Origin of the sequence: Malaciobacter pacificus, from assembly GCF_004214795.1 — a bacterium.
Lineage (GTDB): Bacteria > Campylobacterota > Campylobacteria > Campylobacterales > Arcobacteraceae > Malaciobacter_A > Malaciobacter_A pacificus.
Window position 1 is genome coordinate 1452073 of sequence record NZ_CP035928.1, and the last position, 20531, is coordinate 1472603.

The following is a 20531-nucleotide window of genomic DNA, read 5'->3' on the forward strand; positions in this document are numbered from 1 at the left end:
AGGTATTAGCCATATTATAGCTAATACCTTTTTAAGAAGCAAAAATTATGAATTAGTATAATCCAAATTTACCTTCTATAGAGCTTTTATATAAAACTCTCATATTATCATCTTTATCATAGAAAACTTTAAATACTGCATCTGAAGCTTTTAATTCTTCTAATGCTTCTTCAATATCAATTGGTTTATAAGAGCTTAATCTTACAGGAGTAATCTCTTCCTCAAATTTTTCTAATTCTAAAGCTATTTGATCTTCAACTTCAGCTGCAACAACTTCAGTAAGTTTTGTAGCTTTGTGTCCTGAAATTTTATCATGGTGTCTTCTTAAAACTTTACAAACTCTATCAACTGCAATATCAATCGCTGAATATAAATCTTTATCTTTTTGTTTTACTACAATTGTATCTAAATGAGCAACATTTAATGTGAACTCAAAAGAGAATGCTTTTTTCCCATGTTTTTCATCTTGAGAAATAATTGAGTTTACAGAAATAATATCTAGATTATATTTTTTAAAAGCCTCAATTGAACTGTTAATATACTCTTTAATTGCATCTGTTAAATCTATATGTCTTCCTACAATACTTGTATTCATGACCAACTCCTTCTATATATATTTAAAATATTGTATCACATCTAATATTAAATTAATTATTAAGTGTGTAAAAATAACCCATATAAAAACTAGTAAATAACCAAAAGTTTTAAAATTATAGTTATATTCTAAATTAAAATCTCTCTATTACCTTTAGCATTTGCTTCAGATAAAACACCAGTTTGTTCTAACTGCTCTACAATAGTTGCAGCTCTGTTATATCCAATTCTTAGTTTTCTTTGAATATATGAAATAGAAGTTTTTTTATCAGTTAAAACAACTTCTCTAGCATCATTATATAGTTCATCTAAATCTCCAAGTTCAGCATCACTTGAAGTAGAAGAAGAGCTTGTTGAATTTGAGTCTTTTATAAAGTTCATATCATATTCAACATCCCTTTGAGCTTTTAAGAAATCAACTACTTTTTCTATTTCTTCTTCTGTTGACCAAGGTGCGTGAATTCTAACAAGTCCTGACATTCCAGGAGGTGTAAATAGCATATCTCCACGTCCTAGAAGTGATTCTGCACCCATTGAATCTAAAATAATTTTAGAGTCAACTTTTTGCCCTACTTTATATGAAAGCCTACTTGGTAAGTTTGCTTTAATAAGTCCTGTTACAACATCAACAGATGGTCTTTGTGTTGCAACAATTAAGTGAATCCCTGAAGCTCTTGCCATTTGTGCAAGTCTTGCAATAGAGTATTCAACATCTTTACCACTTGTCATCATTAAATCAGCTAACTCATCAATAACTACTACAATATAAGGGAATTTATCATACCCTTCTCTTTTTGCTTTTTCATTATAGTTCTCAATATTTTTCGTTTTTGTTTGAGACATTAAAGTATATCTTCGCTCCATTTCTGAAACCATATTTGATAAAGCATTAATAGCATCACCTGCTTTTGTAATAACAGGAGTTAGTAAATGAGGAATATCATTATACATAGAAAACTCAAGCATTTTGGGGTCAATCATCACAAGTCTTAAATTATCAGGTGAATTTTTATATAGTAGCGATAAAATCATTGAGTTAATACCAACTGATTTTCCTGAACCTGTTGTTCCAGCTATAAGCAAGTGTGGAAGCTTCTTTAAATCAGTTACAAAAGGTTTACCTACAATATCTTTTCCTAAAATCATTGTTAAAGGTGATTTAGAGTTTTGGAAAAGTTCACTATCTAACATCTCTCTTAAATAAATAGTTTGAGTGTCATCATTTGGAACTTCAATACCCACTACATCCTTACCTGGAATTGGTGCTTGAATTCTAATAGTTTGAGCTTTAAGTGCCATTGCTAAATCATCTTGAAGATTTAATATTTTAGATACTTTAACATTAGGTGCTGGTTTAAACTCAAAAGTTGTAACAACAGGTCCAGTATATGTTCTAACAACATCACCTTCAATTTTAAACATTGATAGTTTATCTAATAAATCAGCAATTTTTTGGTCAATAAAGTTTTCAGAAACTTTTGATTTTTTCTCTTTTGGTGCTGGTTGAAAAAAAGAACTAGGTGGAAGTTCGAAATTTTTTGGCTTTTCAGTTTTACCTAATTCAATATCCTCAAGAAGCTTTCTATTCTCTTCAAGTTCATCAACAATTACACTATGAGAGTCAGGTATTTTTTCTTCTATAATTTCTACAACTTCTTCTTTTATTTCATTAATTGTTTCAGTTTTTATATTTTCTTTAACTGGTTCAATATTATATTCATTAGTATCGTCAAGTAATGATGCTTGTTCTGTTTTTATAGAAGTATCAAGTTTTTCATTAATACTTTGCATTATTGAATCAGTAGTTTCAGTTTCTTTATCTACTAGATCGCTTCTCTTTTCTCTTCTTTTGTTTGTTGGTTTATTTTCTAGTTTTTTAATATCAATACTATTTTTTAATTTAATTTTATTTTTTAAATTTGTTTTCATATTTGACACATCAAAATCAGAGTTTTCATATAAAACAATTCCAGAAATAATAAAACCGATTAATACAAAGATATATAGTCCAGCTGTACCAATTATAGGGGCTAAACTATCAACTAATATTAAACCTATTTCTCCTGCATCATAAGGGTTTGAAATAAGTAATGCTTGTAAAATTAAAGAAACAAAAAGTACTAATAATACAATACAAATATTTACTAATAAATCTTTAATTTCAATATTTTTCTTAAAGTTGTATATATATAAAGGGTATAAAAACAGTAATAAATATACATATGATAAGTATCCAAAATATTTATGTGAAAAGGCAGAGAAAGAATTTCCTACATTTCCAACTATATCTTTACTACTTTCAAAAGTAGAAAATTCAAAATAAACTATAATAAATAGTAAAATTAGTGATAAAATTTTTTTAGCTATTTTAAATTCCTTATTTTAGAAGTTTTGCAATTCTTCCTTGTAATTTAAGCCATTGTCTATGCTCAAATAAAGGAAAACCTGCCCATTGTTTTTTAGGTTCTTCAATTGATTTAGTAACTCCACCACGTGCTGCAATTGTAGTGAATGGAGCAATTTCAAGATGCCCTGCTGTAGCACTTTGACCACCCATAATTACATATTGATTTAAAATTGTAGAACCCGATAATCCAACTTGTCCAGTTAAAATACAACCAGTTCTTAAAATACAGTTATGACCAATATGAACTAAGTTATCAATTCTAACACCACTTTCAATTATAGTTGATTTAAATACTGCTCTATCAATTGCACTATTTGCACCAATCTCTACATCATCACCAATAGTTACATTACCATTTTGATAAATTTTTATATATTTACCATCTTTAGTGTTTGCAAATCCAAATCCATCACTTCCAATAACAGTTCCAGCGTGAATGATACAATCACTTCCAACTTTACAATCTCTGTAAATTGTTACATTTGGATAGATAATAGTATTATTTCCAATAGTTACATTATCCCCAATATAAGCACCAGACATAATAGTACAATCTTGCCCAATAACACTACCTTTTCCAATATAAACATTTGGCATAACTTTTGTTCCATTACCAATTAATGGTTTTTCACCATCAAGTTCAATAACATTTGGAGCAAATAATTTAGAAATTTTTGCTAAATTTAAATATGGTTCATCACAAACAATTGCGATAGTTCCACTTGGAACTTTAGATTCATTATCTTTTGAAACTAAAATAGCAGCTGCTTTTGTGTTTTCTAAATCTTTTAAGTATTTTTTATTTTCTAAAAATGTTAGTTCGTTTTCGTTTGAATCTGTTAGCGTGTTTAGTCCAGTGATTTCAATATCACTATCAAGTTCAATATTAATTGATTTTGCGATCTCTTTAAGAGTCATTATTCATCCTTTAATAAGGAGAAGATAAGAGAATTTTCTTATCTTTCCATTGCTACAATACCACTTCTTACAACTTCAAGTGGATTGAATTTTTGCATAACTTTAATAAAGTTCATGATTCTAGCACTAGAATCAGTAGCTGAAACGATAATAGAATCATCAGTAACATTTTGAATAGAACCATGATATGCTCTTGCTATTACATCAATGTCTGATAAATTATTATCAATTGAAAATTTCATTAATACAGTGTCTTTTTCAATTACATTTCTATGCTCATTTACTTTTAAAACAGGAATTAATTTATTTAATTGTTTTACAATTTGGTCAATTACTCTTTTATCCCCAGTTGTAACAATAGTCATTCTTGAATACTGTGTACCTTCAACTGGAGCTACTGTTAATGAATCAATGTTATATCCACGTGCTGAAAATAATCCAACAATTCTAGATAAAACATTGTGCTCATTTAATACAATTACAGAGATAACCTGTCTTGTTGTTTCTGAATCATAATAGTGATTAAAATTATTCATTAGTTACCTCCTTCAATAAGTGTCATTTCATTTAATGCATGACCATTTGGTACCATTGGTAATACCTCTTCATTTCTTGCAACAATTACTTCAATCATTGCAGGTTTTTTCTTCTCAACTGCATCTTTTAAAGCTGCATCGAATTCTTCTTTTGTTGTAACTCTATAACCTAAACCACCAAATGCTTCAACTAACATTTTAAAATCTGGTTGCGCTGTTAAATCAGTTTCAGATAATCTGTTATCATAGAACATTGTTTGCCATTGTCTAACCATTCCAAGATAGTTGTTATTTAAAATGATATTAATTACTGGTAATTCATATTCAACACATGTCATTAACTCTTGGATATTCATTAAAATTGAACCATCCCCTGTAAAGTTAATTGAAACTTTATTTGTATCTTTAAGTGCTCTTGCAACTCCCATAGCTGCTGGAAGTCCAAATCCCATAGTTCCTAAACCACCACTTGTAATCCATTGTCTTGGATAGTTAAATGGATAAAATTGTGCAGTCCACATTTGGTGTTGACCAACGTCTGTTGATATAACTGCTCTATTTCCTAAAATTTGTCCAACTCTTTCAATTGGCCATTGTGGTTTAATAACTTCATTTGAATCAATATATCTTAATGGTTCTTTTTCTCTATAATCAGTTAATAATTCAACCCAGTTTGTATAATCATTAAATTCATAATCTCCAACTGAAGCTAACATAGCTTCAACAGTAACTTTTAAATCTCCAACAATTGGATAATCTGGAGATACTAATTTACCAATTGAAGTTGGGTCAATATCAACATGAATTACTTTTGCTTTTGAAGCAAACTCATCAAGTCTTCCTGTTACCCTATCATCAAATCTAGCACCAAGTGAGATTAATAAATCAGTTTCATAAGCTGCCATATTAGCAGCAAACTCTCCATGCATTCCTAGCATACCAAATAATAATGGATTTTCATGTCCCATTACACCTCTAGCCATCAGTGTTTCAACTGCAGGAATATTTAACTTTTTAGCTAATTCTCTAATTTCATAACCACAGTTAGATAAAATTGCTCCACCACCAATATATAAAAGAGGTTTTTTAGCTTTAGAAATCGCTTGCATTGCTTTTTTTAGCTGTCTTTTATTGTAGTTAATTGTTGGTTTATAAGTTGGTAGATTAATCTCTTTTGGATATTCGAAATCTGCCAACTCTGCTGTGATATCTTTTGGGATATCTACGTGAACAGGACCTGGTCTTCCTGTACTTGCTATATGAAACGCCTCTTTAATAATTCTTGGTAAATCTTCAATTTTATTAACTAAATAGTTATGCTTTGTACAAGGTCTTGAAATACCAACTGCATCAATTTCTTGGAAACCATCAGTTCCTATAATTGTAGTTGGTACTTGACCAGAAATTACAACTAAAGGAATTGAATCCATATATGCATCTGCTAATCCTGTAACTGCATTTGTAAATCCAGGTCCAGAAGTTACAATTGCAACTCCTGTCTTTCCTGTTGATCTTGCATAACCTTCTGCTGCAACAATTGAAGCTTGTTCGTGTCTATTTAGAATGTGTTGAAAATAGTTTTGTTTATATATTTCATCATAGACGTTCATAATAGCGCCTCCAGGGTATCCAAATACTACTTCAACCCCTTCTTGATGTAATGATTCTACAACCATTTGTGCGCCAGTTATTCTCATAATAAAACTCCGTTAATATAAAATAAGCAGATATTTTACTAAAAATATAATTAATATAATATTAACGCAGTATTGCTAATTTAGGGATTTTAGGATAGATTTAGTTTAAGTTAATTATAATTTAAATAATTTACTAAAAAGGAGAGTATCATGGATGTTAATAGTATAAATAACAATATTAATACTTTGAATAATTCATCTTCTTTACAATTGGATAGGGTTGGTCAATCTAATCAAATAGAAAAGAAAGATAATAGTGAATTAAATTTAACTATTAATGAATATAATAAGCAAAGAGATGAGCTTTCTATTGATGTTCAATCCTTAAATGATGGCTTAGCCATAACAAAAATCTCTCAAAATGCAATTGATAAACAAAAAGAATTCTTGAATAATATTCAAGATAAATTATCAAATGTAGAAAATTATCAAGACAAAAATGACATAAAAGCTGAAGTAAATCAAGAGTTAAGAAATTTTAATCAAATTGCATATGAAACAAAATTTAAGAATCAAAATTTGTTAGTAACTAATGAATTTGATGAAAATCCTACTTTTGAAGTTAATACGTCAAAAGGAAATTTTACTATAGAAAAAGCAAATACTGCTCAAATAGCAAATGACATTTTTGAATCTGTAAATAATTATGATTTAAACAAAAGTGAAAATTTGAATGCTTCCGTAACAAAAATACAAAGTTCATATAATCAATTACAAAATACTTATGAACAATTCACAGAATTAGGAAATGCGCTAGAAACAAGTGCAAAAGAGACTATAAGTGAGCAAAGAGAACTATACAATAATAATGTAGCTAATAAATTAAGAGATTTTGGAAAAGAATCAAGTGATTTTTCCAAAACAAATGTTAGCTCAAATGCTGGTTATTTAGCAGCTTCTCAATCAAATATAGTTCAAGATCAAACTGTAAGATTACTTTCTTAATTCTTACAGTTTTCTAAGCAATAATTTATTGCAACCCCTTCTCTTAGTCCATCATCAAGTACAATTGACTCTTTTTTATTTAAAGCTTCAAAAATCATTTGATAAATCAATATACCAACTTCAATAAACTCTACTCTACCTCGACCAACAAGTTTCATAATCTCTTCTTCATTTGAATTTTTAAATATTTTTAAACAATTTTCTAAATCATTTAAATCAACAGTTGTTCCATTGATTACTTCTTTGTCATATGAAAAAAAATCTTGTCCTAGTTTAATAGCAGCAATTGTTGTGGGAGTTCCTGCTGTTGCCACAAATGTAAATTCATCTGTATTGATATTTAAAGAGTTTATATATGATTTAATATCCTCTTTTTTCTTTTTTAAATCAGCTTTTAAATCATGACTTTTTAAATATTTTTGAGTTAATGTAACTATTCCAAAATCAAAACTATTTGAAATGTGTTTCTCCTCATCATTTAGAATAATTTCAGTTGAACCCCCACCAATATCAAGTAAAATAAATTTTGATGAATCAATTTTTTCTCTTTTTAGCGCATATTTAACTGCAAGTAGTGTAAGTCTTGCTTCTTCTACACCATCAATAATATTAAATGTTACCCCTGTCTGGCTTTTAAAATGTTTTAAAACTTCAGCTGAATTAGTAGCTTTTCTCATGGCTGCGGTTGTAACTGCTACTGCTTCACTTGGTTCATAAACTATTTTTTCAACTGATTTTTTTATAGCAGTTATTACTCTATTTTGAGCCTCTTTTGATATAAGTCCTGTATCTATTAATCCATCGGCCATTCCAACAACTTCATTGTGTTCAGCTAATATTCTATGATTTACACAATCATATTTTAAAACTCTAAAAGAATTAGAGCCTAAATCTATACTTACAACTTTTTCTGTCATATTATAAGTGTTTGATTTTTATTTTTGAATTTAGTAAGTATCCAATTACAATCATTGCAATTAATACAAAAGTTTCAGAGATAATTCCAGTTAAAAATATTAAATAAACAAGCCATAATAAAATAGCTCCAAGTGGTGTAGGAACTCCTACAAAATATTTTTCTACTTCACCCTCGTTTGAGTTAATATTAAATTGAATTAATCTTCTAAGACCTGATATTACATAGTAGATAAATGCAAATATAATTAATGGTGTTGATAGAGTTAATTCTTGTCCATCAATTACTGCAAAATATATAAACATTGTAGGAACAATTACAAATGACAAAAAGTCAGCATATGAATCTAATTGAATTCCAAATTGAGTTGAAAGGTTATACTTTCTAGCGATTTTACCATCAACAATATCAAATGCTCCTGCTAACCATGCAAAAAGTGCTGCTGCAAAAAAATCATTGTGAGTTAAAAAATATATTGCAAAAATACCTGCAGCAATATTAAAAAATGTTGCAATATTTGCTAAGTTAAAGTGGCTGTTTTTGTTAAACAAAAAACTGATCATTTAAAGGTTCCTTTAATTAAATTGTATTGGTTTCTTCCATTTTGTTTTGATGCATATAAACACTCATCAGCTTTCTTATATAGTTTATTAGCTGAAATGTAAGTATTTGGCTCATAGATAACTGCACCAATAGAGATTGAAACAATGTCTAGTATTTTACTATTTTTATGCTCAATTTTAGCATCAGTTACTTTTTTATTTATATCTTTTAAGCAATCTTCTACAATTTTATCATTTATATCAAATAATACTACTCCAAACTCTTCACCACCAAGTCTAAATACGAATTCATATTGTCTATCAAAATAGCTTTTTAAAATATTAGCAACTTTGATAAGTGTTTCATCACCTTTATCATGACCATAAGTATCATTATATTGTTTGAAGAAATCAATATCAATCATTATAAATGCACATTGCCAATTATTTGCATTTGCAATGAAAGGCATATTATCAAAGATATTGTCAAAATATTTTCTGTTATAAAGTTTAGTTAATCCATCTGTAATAGAATCAATTTTATATTTTTTATTTAAAATTCTTAATTGATTATCTTTTTTAATTACTTGAATAATAATATATGCAATTAATACAAATGCTAAAACTAAAATTAAAACATTACTATAAAATAAAGAGTTTTTCATTTGTTTATACTCTTCTATAAACACTTTTCTTTGCTTAAAAGCAACTTTTGTTTCATAATCAACTAAAAATTCTATTCTTTTTCTTACATTTTTAAATTTATGAAGCTTATTTGATTTGAAAGCATCGATTATTTGTTCATTTATTGCTTCAACAACAATTCTTTCATCATCAGTTTTATATGTATTAAAATAGTAATCCCATTCTTGTGTAATAATATCTTGTTCTGATTTAAAGTCACAAAAATATTTTAATGTTCGGCATGTAATAATTTTTTGATAGTTATCAGATATTATTCTTAGTTTTACAATTGGAACAAAATTTCCAAAATATAATTTATCTATTTGATTTTTTAATTTATCTATTTGATTGTTAAATAATAATGTAGAGCTTATTAGTGATAAAACAACAACAATAACAAGAACTATTAATTTAAAAGTTGTTGATTTAAATATCCTATTTTTCATTGTGTTATTTTAACAAAAAAAGATAAAAATCTATCTTTTATAATAATTTAAAATATGTTATAATATTTAAATAATTGAAAATGAGAGTTAATAATGGAAATATATGATAGTTATCAAAATATATCAAATATATATCAAGAATTAGCACAAAAGCAATCGCAACTTGCACAAATAGATAAAGATGAATTATCAAAGTCTACTTTTGAAAGAAATGATAGTGTATTACTTAGTGATGGAAATTATGATGAAAATGACTATCAAAGAGTTTTAGATAGATTTCAAAATAGAGATCAAGAAGTTAAAACTCATGAGCAAGTTCATGCATCAAGTACAACTACCACAAGTGCTATGAACTATAATTATCAATTAGGTCCAGATGGTAAACTTTATGCTATGGGAGGAAGTGTTAGATTTGATACTTCAATACCACAGGATAAAGAAGCTGCTAGTACAAAACTAGAAGAGTTAAAAAAAGCAGCGAATGCACCAGGTAGTCTAAGTTCAGCAGATGCTCAAATAGCACAAACTGCAAATTTAAATAAAATGCTAATAGATAGTTTAAGAGAAGGATTTAGTTATGACTATTGATAATAACCTAAATGCTATGGTTGCTGCACAAATGCAAGTTAACCAAAATGCACAAAATATTGCAAGTGTTGGGGCTGCTGTTGGAAGCAGTGAACTACAAGAAGTTTCACAAGAATTGATTGATTCTATCGTTGGTCAAATTCCTGAAGTAATTTCATATGAAGCAAATGCAAAAGGTATTCAAACTCAAAATGCAGTTTCAGATACATTTTTAAATTTAAAGGCTTAATAAATGTCAAAATTAAATATTGTTTGTCCCCATTGTAAAAAAGTAAATTCTATTCCAAAAAAAGATAGTTATTCTAAAGCAAATTGTGGTAGCTGTAAAAACTCCTTGTTAGATACAACGCCAATAGAATTAGATGAATCAAATTTTGACCATGTAATTGTAAACTCTGATATTCCTGTAATTGTAGATTTTTGGGCACCTTGGTGTGGACCGTGTAAAATGTTTGCTCCAATTTATAATGAAGTTTCTCAAAAATACCCATTAAAAGCACTTTTTACAAAAGTGAACACCGAAGCAGAGCAAAATTTAGGAGCTAAATTTGGAATACGTTCAATTCCTACACTAATAATTTATAAAAATGGAGTTGAAGTAAAAAGAGTTAGTGGAGCTTTAGATCCATTAAGATTATCAAATTTAATAAACGAAAATTTATAAAAACTATTTATTAGCTTAACTTTCGCACCTAAAACCAAGCAATTTTCCAGTCACATCTCTTAATAGATCAATGATAGCTGTAAAATCCTCATTTCTATTGACAACTTCTTCAATTTTTGCAATCTCATCTAAAATAGCTAAAAATGCTTGCATAGCTATTGCTAGAGTATGAAGTTCACATTCTAAATCTTTAAACAATCCACCAATTGTTTTAGGTTCATTGCTGATACGATTTATATAGCTAACAACATTGTATGTAAAAAAAGATAGTGTAATTCTGGCTATCAAAGCTTCATAGATTCGATTCTCTTCTTTTCCGAATCCAAAGTGTTCACGAAGTTCTTTATACCCTTGTTCTATATCCCATCGTCTTTTATAAATATCTATAATCTCTTCATCACTAAGTATAAGATTGGTTGATACGATTGGTATTAAATTCTCTTTTGTTTTTATAAAAACAATTTTTAATTTACCAGCTTTTTTATGTTCAACTATGGTTGAAAAATACTCAAACTTTATCTTTTTGCCATATTGACCCATCTTGATAGATTTAAGCTTTTTAAATTTGTTATAGATGCCATCAAGGGTCTTTTTCTCTCCTGTAAAATTCCATATCCTGTCATTGTTTACCATTCTTGAAATGACTTGCAATCCAAGTTCATTCATAGTTTCTATAAATACAGGTTTAGAATACCAGCTATCTACAAGCAGATAATCTGCATATATACCACTAGCTACTGCTCTTTTAATCATCTCTATAGCAATTTGTGATTTCCCTTTTAAGCTTTCCAATCTTCGCTTATGTGCATTGGTTCGATGATCAATAATATTTGTAAACTCTTCTATCTTTACCCTTGCATAACTGTTCATAGCAATTGCAAAGTCCAACATAAAATTTGAATAACCATCACTATAGTTTAGTGATACAACATTTACACCTCTGATTTTTCTCTTTGCTTTATTGCTCCAAAGGTTGTCACAACTTCCCTCTATATTTTTACCAACTTTATCTTCAACAGTATCATCAAGTATAAGAACTCTTACTAGCTTTGAATCTTGCACTTTATGAAGTAGTGATAAGATCTTTAAAGAACTAAGAGATAATAGTTTTCTCCAATTATAAGAAGTATTGGAAAGTAATCGATAATATACATCTTTTTTGAAACTATCATTACTTTGATCCATAAAGGTTGATATTTTTTTATTCATAACCAGCATATATACAAAATGTAATACAACCATATGAACAGCAACTCCCTCTTTTTTAGAAAAATTGCTCTTGGTTAAAATAGTTTTCATATTTAACAAACGTAATGTTTCATAGATTGGATTTTTTAACTTATCGTTTATAATACCGATGATCTTGGATTCTATCTGCATTCTTACCCTTTAATATAATAGATATTATAGCTAAAAGTGCCTATTTAAGGGCTTTATTGAGAGTTCAAAATAGAAAAATATCATAGAAAAACAACTAAATTATTTTTATGTCAACAAGGATAAGATTATTAACTAAAGGAGTAATGTTTTAGGGAGATTTAGCTACAATTTTAATCAATTTAACGTGCGAAAGTTAAGTTATTAGTTTTTATAAATTTATTTAACTCTTTTAATTGATTTTCATTAAACACAGTAATTCCATTTTCATTTAAAAGTCTTGCAGTCATTCCTGAAGATTCAATTAGTTTTCCACTAAAAGTTCCATCATAAGTTTGAATATTTCCACAAGAGGGTGAGTTTGATTTTAAAAGAGCAACTTTTATATTTTCTTCTTGGCAAATATCTAAAGCTTTTTTAGCACCTAATAAAAAGTTTATAGTTACATCTTCTCCATTTTCTTTTTGTATTTTAAATGGTTTTTCATGACTAGTTATTTCAGCTGGATCTCTAGGAACACTTAATCCTCCAGCAACTTCTGGACAAAAAGAGTATATTTCATTCTCACATAAAATATCCATAAATAACTCTTTTATACTAAAGCTAAATTTTGGGTCATATGCAACTGATGAGTTAGCCCCATCATACCTAACATCTTCACCTAATAAACAAGAAGAGACTAATATTTTCATATTTAATCTTCTATCCTATCTAAAAAATCTTTGTTAAAAAAAGTTGATGGTTGCATGTTTGAAAATGCCGATTTCATAGAAACAAATATTCTTGGGTTTTCTTCTTCTAGTTTTGCTAATAACTCTTTTGTAGATTGTCTTGCATGGGGCATTTTAATATCAAATCTTAAACCTGGACAAGCTTCATCCCCAATCACTCTAATTTCGTTTGTATCAGCAAATGCTCTTAACTGTCTTTCTCTACAAAAAATTAAAGGTCGAATTACTTCAAGACCATTTTCTGCTTTATAAATTGGAGGCATTGATCTCATTGTTCCATTATAAAAGAAGTTCATAAAAAATGATTCCATAGCATCATCTAAGTGATGCCCAAGCGCAAGTTTATTGTAGCCTTGCTCTAAAGCAGCAGTATATAAATACCCTCTTCTCATTCTTGAGAAAAATGAACAAAATGAAGAGTTCTTTCTAATTTTTTCTCCTGCTAAGTCAAAAATTTGAGTGTCTACTATTTCATGTTCAATTCCATGCTCTTTACAGTGATTTGCTAAAAATTCTATTTGTTCACCCATTCCATACGTTACAGTTACGGCTTTAAATTCAAAGTTAAATGGAGCGACTCTTTTTAAATGATTTAAAGAGTGTAGTAGTGTTAATGAATCTTTTCCTCCTGAAAATCCAACTAATACTCTATCTCCTTCTTTTATAAGTGAGTAGTGTGCATTTGTCTTTCCAACAAGTTTTGATATTTTTTTACTAAGTTCAACCAAAATATTGTTCCTATTAATTTTTTGCGGATTATAACAAAAAAGTTCTCAAAACTAAATTGATTACTAATTTAATTTAAAACTAAAATGGTGAGATTCTATTTGAAAGTCTTGTGATAAGTAAAATTTATGAGCTGAATGTCTATCTACATTTGAATCGATATGAATAGATTTACACTCTTGTTGTTTTGCAAATATTTTAATAAAATCTAATAGTGCTTTTGCAGCTGTTTCTGCTTCTTTATTTTTTGTTGTTACAAAATCTTCAATTTGTATGTGTTTTCCTCTAGAAAGATTTTTAGAGATTGTAAAACCAACAACACAAATTATTTGATTATTATTTATTACGTATGCAACTTTGTATCCATTTTTTAATTGTTCAGATATTGTAGTTAAAAAATCATTTTCAGACATATCAGTTCGAATTTGATGTAAAAGATTATAACAATATTTTATCTCTTCTTCTGATGCTATTTTTATTTCCAAAAAATAATCCTTTTATTTTTAATAAATAATGATAACAAAATTTTCACATAATTAAACAAAAAAATTAGAAATAATATAAATTTTACTAAAGTTTTAACTATTTAGTATATAATTTCAATAAAAAATAACAGGGATTTAAATTTTATGACAGTTGAAGAACAAAAAGAGTTTAAAGAAAAAATAATTGAAACTATTATCCCTTTAGCTATAAATATGACTGAAGATCAGATTAAAAATATTATTAAAGTAGTTGAATCTGAAAATAAAGATATTCCTAAGGGATTCGGTTCGATGCTTTTTGAACAAATAATGATACAAAAGTACAAAAATAATAAATTATAATAACTAAATTTAACTATTCTTTTTTTAACTTTTGATAACATGTCATACTTTTAAACAGAAAGGTAGATATGAGAAATTTTATAAGTTACGAAAAATCTTTAGAATTAATAAATAATATAGAGTTATCAAAAAATACAACAGAAAAACTTTTTATAACAAATGCACTAGGAAGAGTAGTAGCAAAAGATGTTATTGCAGATCATAATAGCCCAGAAATTCCGACATCTGGAATGGATGGATATGCAATAAAACATGATGATATAAAAAATGAATTTATAGAAATAATAGATAAAAATCCAGCAGGAACAGTAGTAGAATCAGAAGTATCAAATGGCGTATGTATTAAAACATTTACAGGTTCTCTTATGCCTAAAGGTAGTGATACATTAGTTCCTATTGAAAATGTAGAAGTAATTGATAATAAAATCAAAATAATAAAAGAAGTACCAAAAGGTTTTGCTGTTAGAGCAATTGGTGAAAATTATGCAAAAGATGAAGTTTTAATAAAAGCTGGAACTGTAATTAGTTTTGCTGAAGTTGGAGTTTTAGCATCACTTAATATTTCTCAAATTGAAGTAATTATAAATCCAACAGTTGCAATTGCTAGTACTGGAAGTGAAGTTTTAGATTTAGGTGAAACTCAAACAAATGCTTCACAAATTAGAAGTTCGAATCACTTAACACTTGAAGCTTTATGCAAAAGCAATGGAGCAAATACAATTCAATTAGGTATTGTAAAAGATGATATTGATTCAATTACTGATATGTTTGAAACAGCACTTAGTAAAGCAGATATTGTAATTACAACTGGTGGAGTTAGTGTTGGAGATTATGATTTTGTACAAGATGTTATTAAAGATAGATTAAAAGCTGATGTACTATTTCATGGGGTTACTATAAAACCTGGTATGCATTTATTAGCTGCTGTTAAAAATGGAAAAATCATAATTGCACTTCCAGGATTTGCATACTCTTCAACTGTATGTGCGATACTTTATGTTTTACCTCTTATTTACAAATTTAGAGGGACAAATGAATCACTTCCAATAGTAAAAGCTACTATTGACCAAGATTTCCCAAAATTTATGAAGAAAACTATTTTTACAGCGTGTAATGTTGAGTATAAAAATGGAAATTATCATATTAATTTTGAAGGAAAGAAAAAAGGAACAAGTGCTATTTTAACAAATATGCTTGAAAGCCCTGCTCTTTTAATTCAAAGTGAAGATAGTGAAAATATCAAAGCTGGAGATTTAGTAGATATCTTACTATTAAACAATATAAAATAGATGAATAAAAATCTATTTTATGTTTTAATGGTATTTTCCATGGTGTTCTGGGGTGCTTCATGGGTAAATGTAAAAGTATTATCATCTTATATAAATGAATATGAATTAGTTTTTTTTAGAATGGGAATCTCACTTTTAAGTATGATTCCTATTTTATATTTTATGAAACTATCATATAAAATTGATTTTAGAACACTATTTTTTATTATATTATCTTCTATCGTTTTAGTACTTTATTCTATTTTCTTTTTTCTAGGAGTAGAACATGGAAATGCTGGCTTTGGAGGAGCACTTGTAACTACTTTAATTCCAATAAATACCTTTATAATTATTGCACTATTAAATAAAAAGACTATTAGTTTAAAACACTCATTTGCATTAATTCTTGGTGGATTTGGAGTTTTAACTATGCTTAATGTTTGGGCATTTAATCCAAGTGAGATTTTTTCTAAAGATAATATCTATTTTATTATAGCATCACTACTTTGGCCAGTTTTAACAATACTTAGTTCAAAAGTAACAAAAGTAAATCCATTGGTAGTTACTTTTTATGTATATGTAATATCAACAATATTTATCTATATTTTTTATATAGATTCTTCTTTGGAAGCAAAAATTGCTAGTTTTGATTTATACTTTTATTTAAATATGTTTGTAATTACTATTTTATCAACAACTTTTGCAACTTCAGTATATTTTGTAGGTATTCAAAAACTTGGAGCAAATGAAGTTAGTAGTTTTATATTTTTAGTTCCTTCTAGTGCTTTGATTTTAAGTGCACTGTTTTTAGGAGAAGAGATAACTTTTAATGTGGTTTTAGGAACGATTTGTACAATAACTGCAATTTATATTTTAAATAACCTAAGTATTTTTAGGTTATTTAAGAAGAAGAACAAGAGTCTTTAGCTTTAGATTTTCTAGTAAGCCAAGGTTTGATTAGATAGTAAGCTAACATTAAAAGCATAATTAAACTTGCTATTTGAGATATAATAGAACTATGTTCACTTTCTAAATCAAAATTAATTATGTTTATTTCGCTAAACATTGTATCAAATAAATATCCAAAAACTAGCGAAAGAAATAATATAGTAGATAAATAAATCACTAACGATGTTTTCCCTAGTGTTTTATAAACTACACTCATTGTAATCATACTTGTAGCAGGTCCTGCTGTTAAGAAAATAAAAGCTGCACCTGGACTCATGCCTTCAATTATTAAAGCTGCTGCAATTGGCAGTGAAGCTGTGGCACAAATATATAAAGGCATGGCAAAAAGAATAATTACAAAATATGTTAGTATTTGGTTTTCAAAAAGCAAAGATGTATACTCTTTAGGGGCTAAAGTTGTAAATAAAGCACCGAAAATAAGTCCTATAAATAGAGGTTTAACCATATCTTTAAATAAAGTAACATAGGCATATGAGAATGCAGATTTGATTGAGAAGCTTTTTTTAGGTTTTTCATTACTACAACCTGAACTACAACATCCAGTTGAGCAAGAACTTTCAATATTCTTTAGTTTTGTATTATCCTCTTTTTCAATAAAATTTTGAATAACTCCAACCAATATTGCTATAATTATTGATGAAATTAATCTAAATAGTGTAAAAACTAAGCCAAAAAATGAGAATGTAGCTAAAATAGAATCAACTCCTGTAATAGGACTTGAGATTAAAAAACTTTGAACAGAACCTTTTGAAGCACCCTCTTTTCGTAAACCTTGAGCTAATGGTATAACTGAACATGAGCAAACAGGTAGTGGAATACCTAAAATAGTTGATTTTATAACTAATGAAATTGAACCTTTCCCTAAATGCTTTATAATAAAATCATCAGGAATAAGCTGTTTTAAAATACCAGCTATTAAAAGGCCAATTAGAATATATATGGCCATTGCATCAAGCAATACTAAAAGATTATTAGCTATAGCTGTCATATATTCCATATTTAACTCCTATTCATCACTTTGTAATAGTTTTGTACTATTTAATACTTTCTTAGGCTTAACTCCTAAGTCTAAAAACTCCTGTGAACGTCTTAGTAGATTACCTTTTCCTGTTGATAACTTATTCATTGCATTATCATATGATTTATTTGCTCTTGCGATATTTGTTCCTACATCTTCTAAATCACTTACAAACCCTGTAAATTTATCATATAAATCAGCTGCTTTTTTAGAAATTAATTGAGCATTTTCACTTTGGTGTTCATTTCTCCAAATATTTTCTATTGTTCTTAATGTAACATAAAGTGTTGAAGGTGAAACTAACATAATATTATTTTCAAATGCCATTTTAAATAGATTATCATCTTGTGAAGTTGCTAAAATAAATGCACCTTCTATTGGAATAAACATTAAAACAAAATCTAAAGTCTCAATACCTTCTAAATCTTCATATTTTTTATTGCTTAAACCTTTTATATGAGCAGTTATTGATTTTACTAGCTCTTTTGCTGCAAGCTCTTTTTTGTTTTTATCTTCTGTTTTATTATAAGCTAAATATGAGTTTAATGATACTTTTGAATCAATGATAATATCTTTTTTATTTGGTAAGTGTACTATAACATCAGGTCTAAGTCTTTTACCATTATTATCACTAAAAGAGCCTTGAATAGAATATTCTCTACCCTCTTTTAGACCAGTTTGTTCTAAAATAGATGATAAAATCATCTCTCCCCAATCACCTTGGGTTTTATTTTCACCTTTTAAGGCTTTTGTTAAATTAATAGCATCTTCTGATATTTTATTGTTTAATTCTTTTAGGTTTTTTATCTCTGTAAGAAGAGAAGTTCTTTGTTTTGTTTCATCATTGTAAATATCATTTACTCTTTTTCCAAATGACTCTAATTGATCTTTAAATGAAGCTAAAACCTGAGTTAAATTAACATTTGATTTTTTTTGATTCTCTTCAAATAGTTTATTTGCTAAATTTTCAAACTCTAATTTCATTTGAACTTTTGATTCTTCTAAAAGCTGTATTTTTTCATTTAAATTATTCTCTTTTAGTTTGAACTCTTTTGATAAAGATACGAGTTTATATTCATATGAATTTTTAATATTTTCTTGTGTTTCTAAATGATGTTTTTCTAAAAGTTTTAATTTATCTTCTAAATTTTCTTTGATTAGTTTTTTTTCTTCTTCTAGTCTTCTAGAAGTACTTGTTAGTATATTTATTTGACTATTATAAGAGCTATTATTTAATTCAATTTTTTCATTTAAAGACTTCAATTTTAGCATAGCTTCATCTTGTAAGTTTTTTAATTGAGTTTCATATTTTTGTCTGGAAAATTGAAAAACAATCAATATTCCAGCAAAAATAGAAATAGAAGCAAGTAACAAAGTTAAGTAACTCACTTCAATTACAGAATCTATTAGCATATAGCTACTCTTTATTAATCAAACTATCACTATTGTTTGATACATCAAACCCTAATTCTTTGAATCTCTCAACTAAAGGAGGATGAGAATAGTAAAAGAAAATATATAAAGGATGAGATAAGGGAAATGATTTATTCTCATTTGCAAGTTTTAATAATGCGTTTACTAAATCTTCTTTTGACTGTAAATTTGAACCAAATTCATCTGCTGCATACTCATTGTGTCTTGAAATTAATGAGATTAAAGGCATTAAGAAAAATGAGAATATAGGTGAAAAAATCATAAATACAGCAATTATTGCATATGGTTCAGAATTTATTGATAACCCTAAAAACAACTCTTCGGGTAAGTTCCCAAAAATTGCAAAGAATACAAACATAACAACACCCATGATACCAATATTTTTTAAAATATCTCCATTTTTAAAGTGTCCTAGTTCATGTCCTAATACAGCTAAAAGTTCATTATGAGTTAGTTTTTCAACTAAAGTATCAAATAAAACTACTCTTTTGGTACTTCCAAGACCTCCAAAATAAGCATTTAATCTATTGTCTCTTTTACTAGCATCAACACTAAAAATACCTGAACTTTTAAAACCAACTTCATCTAAAAGTTTTTCAATTTTATCTTCTAACTCTTTATCTTTTAGCTTTTCAAACTTATCAAACATCTTATCTCTAATAACTGGATAAAGCATATTTATAAGAATAATAATCCCAAAAATAAATACAAATCCCCATATCCACCAATTTGGGAAAGAGTTAATAATATAAGAAATACCAGCAATTACTAATGAACCAAATACTAAAAATAAAACACCAGTTTTTAAAGTATCTTGAATAAATAGTTTTGGAGTCATATTTGAGAATCCATACTTTTTGTTTAAAACAAATGTTGAGTATAACTCAAATGGTAAACCTAAAAACCAATTAATAATTATGAATAAATCTATAAAAACAATGGCTTTTACTAAATATGAATCAAAATTTAAAAGTGAATCTAAAAATGATAAACCAAATCCAATCCATAAGATAAACAGTACAAAATCATAAAATGTAGAAGCAATAGCCATTTTCTCTTTTTCTACTGAATAATTAGCTGCCTCAATATATTTCTTTGAGTCTAAAATAATTGGTTTTAATGCTTTTGCTTCTTTTACATATCCAATTTGCATAAATGATGTATAAATATTTATAGCAATATAAATACAATATGCAATTACAAAAAATTCTAACAAAATTCTATTCCTTTGAAGTATAAATAAG

The 20531-nt window shown here is 27.5% G+C and carries 22 protein-coding genes; 7 read left to right on the forward strand and 15 right to left on the reverse strand.

The annotated features are described in order from the left end of the window. Window positions 1–52: 52 nt before the first annotated feature. The 5 genes from hpf to APAC_RS07340 all read right to left on the reverse strand — a co-directional run bounded on the left by hpf (window position 53) and on the right by APAC_RS07340 (window position 6152). The gene (gene hpf / locus APAC_RS07320) at window positions 53–595 is read right to left on the reverse strand and encodes a ribosome hibernation-promoting factor, HPF/YfiA family (protein ID WP_130233488.1); all 543 of its coding nucleotides are present in this window, start codon (window positions 593–595) and stop codon (window positions 53–55) included. 128 nt (window positions 596–723) lie between these two features. Then, on the reverse strand, window positions 724–2961 hold the full coding sequence (locus APAC_RS07325) for a DNA translocase FtsK (protein ID WP_371868580.1): 2238 nt from the start codon (window positions 2959–2961) through the stop codon (window positions 724–726). 10 nt (window positions 2962–2971) lie between these two features. Then, window positions 2972–3919 (reverse strand): UDP-3-O-(3-hydroxymyristoyl)glucosamine N-acyltransferase, encoded by a 948-nt coding sequence (lpxD, locus tag APAC_RS07330; RefSeq protein WP_130233490.1) that lies wholly within the window; start codon window positions 3917–3919, stop codon window positions 2972–2974. A 38-nt stretch (window positions 3920–3957) separates the two neighbouring features. Continuing rightward, window positions 3958–4455, reverse strand: a complete 498-nt coding sequence (gene ilvN / locus APAC_RS07335) for an acetolactate synthase small subunit (RefSeq protein WP_130233491.1) — start codon at window positions 4453–4455, stop codon at window positions 3958–3960. Beyond that, window positions 4455–6152: an acetolactate synthase large subunit gene (locus APAC_RS07340; protein ID WP_130233492.1), complete on the reverse strand. Its 1698-nt coding sequence runs from the start codon at window positions 6150–6152 to the stop codon at window positions 4455–4457. The genes ilvN and APAC_RS07340 overlap by 1 nt, the downstream gene beginning before the upstream one ends. A 150-nt stretch (window positions 6153–6302) precedes the next feature. Between APAC_RS07340 and APAC_RS07345 the strand changes: the two genes are divergently transcribed. Beyond that, window positions 6303–7097, forward strand: a complete 795-nt coding sequence (locus APAC_RS07345; protein ID WP_130233493.1) for a hypothetical protein — start codon at window positions 6303–6305, stop codon at window positions 7095–7097. Here APAC_RS07345 and APAC_RS07350 read toward each other — a convergent pair. Genes APAC_RS07350 through APAC_RS07360 form a run of 3 tightly spaced genes read right to left on the reverse strand, consistent with a single transcriptional unit; the run spans window position 7094 to window position 9685 of the window. Then, window positions 7094–8014, reverse strand: a complete 921-nt coding sequence (locus APAC_RS07350; RefSeq protein ID WP_130233494.1) for a Ppx/GppA phosphatase family protein — start codon at window positions 8012–8014, stop codon at window positions 7094–7096. The two genes, APAC_RS07345 and APAC_RS07350, sit on opposite strands and share 4 nt — an antisense overlap. A 1-nt stretch (window position 8015) precedes the next feature. Beyond that, entirely contained in the window at window positions 8016–8573 is a 558-nt protein-coding gene (locus APAC_RS07355) for a CDP-alcohol phosphatidyltransferase family protein (protein WP_130234609.1), read from the reverse strand. Beyond that, window positions 8573–9685 (reverse strand): GGDEF domain-containing protein, encoded by a 1113-nt coding sequence (locus APAC_RS07360; protein ID WP_130233495.1) that lies wholly within the window; start codon window positions 9683–9685, stop codon window positions 8573–8575. The genes APAC_RS07355 and APAC_RS07360 overlap by 1 nt, the downstream gene beginning before the upstream one ends. 93 nt (window positions 9686–9778) lie before the next feature. On the opposite strand from APAC_RS07360, the gene APAC_RS07365 reads away from it, so the two are divergent. From APAC_RS07365 to trxC, 3 genes are read left to right on the forward strand one after another with little or no spacing between them, the layout of a single operon-like run. After that, on the forward strand, window positions 9779–10273 hold the full coding sequence (locus tag APAC_RS07365; protein ID WP_130233496.1) for a putative metalloprotease CJM1_0395 family protein: 495 nt from the start codon (window positions 9779–9781) through the stop codon (window positions 10271–10273). Continuing rightward, window positions 10263–10502 (forward strand): hypothetical protein, encoded by a 240-nt coding sequence (locus APAC_RS07370; RefSeq protein WP_130233497.1) that lies wholly within the window; start codon window positions 10263–10265, stop codon window positions 10500–10502. The genes APAC_RS07365 and APAC_RS07370 overlap by 11 nt, the downstream gene beginning before the upstream one ends. Before the next feature lie 3 nt (window positions 10503–10505). Continuing rightward, on the forward strand, window positions 10506–10937 hold the full coding sequence (gene trxC, locus APAC_RS07375; protein ID WP_130233498.1) for a thioredoxin TrxC: 432 nt from the start codon (window positions 10506–10508) through the stop codon (window positions 10935–10937). A gap of 15 nt (window positions 10938–10952) precedes the next feature. Here the strand turns inward: trxC and APAC_RS07380 are convergent, their stop codons facing one another. The 4 genes from APAC_RS07380 to APAC_RS07395 all read right to left on the reverse strand — a co-directional run bounded on the left by APAC_RS07380 (window position 10953) and on the right by APAC_RS07395 (window position 14256). Next, window positions 10953–12317 carry an IS4 family transposase gene (locus tag APAC_RS07380; protein ID WP_130232179.1) on the reverse strand — a complete coding sequence of 455 codons (1365 nt, stop codon included), beginning with the start codon at window positions 12315–12317 and terminating at the stop codon, window positions 10953–10955. Window positions 12318–12496: 179 nt separating this feature from the next. After that, window positions 12497–13006, reverse strand: coding sequence for a 2-thiouracil desulfurase family protein (locus tag APAC_RS07385; protein WP_130233499.1), 510 nt, complete (start codon window positions 13004–13006; stop codon window positions 12497–12499). A gap of 2 nt (window positions 13007–13008) precedes the next feature. Continuing rightward, window positions 13009–13773 carry a PP-loop family protein gene (locus APAC_RS07390; RefSeq protein WP_130233500.1) on the reverse strand — a complete coding sequence of 255 codons (765 nt, stop codon included), beginning with the start codon at window positions 13771–13773 and terminating at the stop codon, window positions 13009–13011. 63 nt (window positions 13774–13836) lie between these two features. Then, entirely contained in the window at window positions 13837–14256 is a 420-nt protein-coding gene (locus tag APAC_RS07395) for a GNAT family N-acetyltransferase (RefSeq protein WP_130233501.1), read from the reverse strand. A gap of 144 nt (window positions 14257–14400) precedes the next feature. On the opposite strand from APAC_RS07395, the gene APAC_RS07400 reads away from it, so the two are divergent. The 3 genes from APAC_RS07400 to APAC_RS07410 all read left to right on the forward strand — a co-directional run bounded on the left by APAC_RS07400 (window position 14401) and on the right by APAC_RS07410 (window position 16793). Beyond that, on the forward strand, window positions 14401–14598 hold the full coding sequence (locus APAC_RS07400) for a hypothetical protein (protein ID WP_130233502.1): 198 nt from the start codon (window positions 14401–14403) through the stop codon (window positions 14596–14598). Window positions 14599–14666: 68 nt separating this feature from the next. Beyond that, window positions 14667–15887 (forward strand): molybdopterin molybdotransferase MoeA, encoded by a 1221-nt coding sequence (locus APAC_RS07405; protein WP_130233503.1) that lies wholly within the window; start codon window positions 14667–14669, stop codon window positions 15885–15887. Continuing rightward, window positions 15888–16793, forward strand: a complete 906-nt coding sequence (locus APAC_RS07410; RefSeq protein WP_130233504.1) for a DMT family transporter — start codon at window positions 15888–15890, stop codon at window positions 16791–16793. Here the strand turns inward: APAC_RS07410 and APAC_RS07415 are convergent. Genes APAC_RS07415 through APAC_RS07425 form a run of 3 tightly spaced genes read right to left on the reverse strand, consistent with a single transcriptional unit; the run spans window position 16768 to window position 20503 of the window. Next, complete coding sequence (locus tag APAC_RS07415) at window positions 16768–17832, reverse strand: SO_0444 family Cu/Zn efflux transporter (protein ID WP_130233505.1); 1065 nt, start codon at window positions 17830–17832, stop codon at window positions 16768–16770. The genes APAC_RS07410 and APAC_RS07415 overlap by 26 nt on opposite strands. A gap of 9 nt (window positions 17833–17841) precedes the next feature. Next, window positions 17842–19266, reverse strand: a complete 1425-nt coding sequence (locus APAC_RS07420) for a DNA recombination protein RmuC (RefSeq protein ID WP_130233506.1) — start codon at window positions 19264–19266, stop codon at window positions 17842–17844. Between the two features lie 4 nt (window positions 19267–19270). Next, on the reverse strand, window positions 19271–20503 hold the full coding sequence (locus tag APAC_RS07425; protein WP_130233507.1) for a M48 family metallopeptidase: 1233 nt from the start codon (window positions 20501–20503) through the stop codon (window positions 19271–19273). Window positions 20504–20531: the final 28 nt, after the last annotated feature.

Coding starts and splice junctions, on each gene's coding strand:
- hpf (WP_130233488.1), bottom strand. CDS start 595: ATGAATACAAGTATTGTAGGAAGACATATAGATTTAACAGATGCAATT.
- lpxD (WP_130233490.1), bottom strand. CDS start 3,919: ATGACTCTTAAAGAGATCGCAAAATCAATTAATATTGAACTTGATAGT.
- ilvN (WP_130233491.1), bottom strand. CDS start 4,455: ATGAATAATTTTAATCACTATTATGATTCAGAAACAACAAGACAGGTT.
- APAC_RS07340 (WP_130233492.1), bottom strand. CDS start 6,152: ATGAGAATAACTGGCGCACAAATGGTTGTAGAATCATTACATCAAGAA.
- APAC_RS07345 (WP_130233493.1), top strand. CDS start 6,303: ATGGATGTTAATAGTATAAATAACAATATTAATACTTTGAATAATTCA.
- APAC_RS07350 (WP_130233494.1), bottom strand. CDS start 8,014: ATGACAGAAAAAGTTGTAAGTATAGATTTAGGCTCTAATTCTTTTAGA.
- APAC_RS07360 (WP_130233495.1), bottom strand. CDS start 9,685: ATGAAAAATAGGATATTTAAATCAACAACTTTTAAATTAATAGTTCTT.
- APAC_RS07365 (WP_130233496.1), top strand. CDS start 9,779: ATGGAAATATATGATAGTTATCAAAATATATCAAATATATATCAAGAA.
- APAC_RS07370 (WP_130233497.1), top strand. CDS start 10,263: ATGACTATTGATAATAACCTAAATGCTATGGTTGCTGCACAAATGCAA.
- trxC (WP_130233498.1), top strand. CDS start 10,506: ATGTCAAAATTAAATATTGTTTGTCCCCATTGTAAAAAAGTAAATTCT.
- APAC_RS07380 (WP_130232179.1), bottom strand. CDS start 12,317: ATGCAGATAGAATCCAAGATCATCGGTATTATAAACGATAAGTTAAAA.
- APAC_RS07385 (WP_130233499.1), bottom strand. CDS start 13,006: ATGAAAATATTAGTCTCTTCTTGTTTATTAGGTGAAGATGTTAGGTAT.
- APAC_RS07400 (WP_130233502.1), top strand. CDS start 14,401: ATGACAGTTGAAGAACAAAAAGAGTTTAAAGAAAAAATAATTGAAACT.
- APAC_RS07405 (WP_130233503.1), top strand. CDS start 14,667: ATGAGAAATTTTATAAGTTACGAAAAATCTTTAGAATTAATAAATAAT.
- APAC_RS07410 (WP_130233504.1), top strand. CDS start 15,888: ATGAATAAAAATCTATTTTATGTTTTAATGGTATTTTCCATGGTGTTC.
- APAC_RS07415 (WP_130233505.1), bottom strand. CDS start 17,832: ATGGAATATATGACAGCTATAGCTAATAATCTTTTAGTATTGCTTGAT.
- APAC_RS07420 (WP_130233506.1), bottom strand. CDS start 19,266: ATGCTAATAGATTCTGTAATTGAAGTGAGTTACTTAACTTTGTTACTT.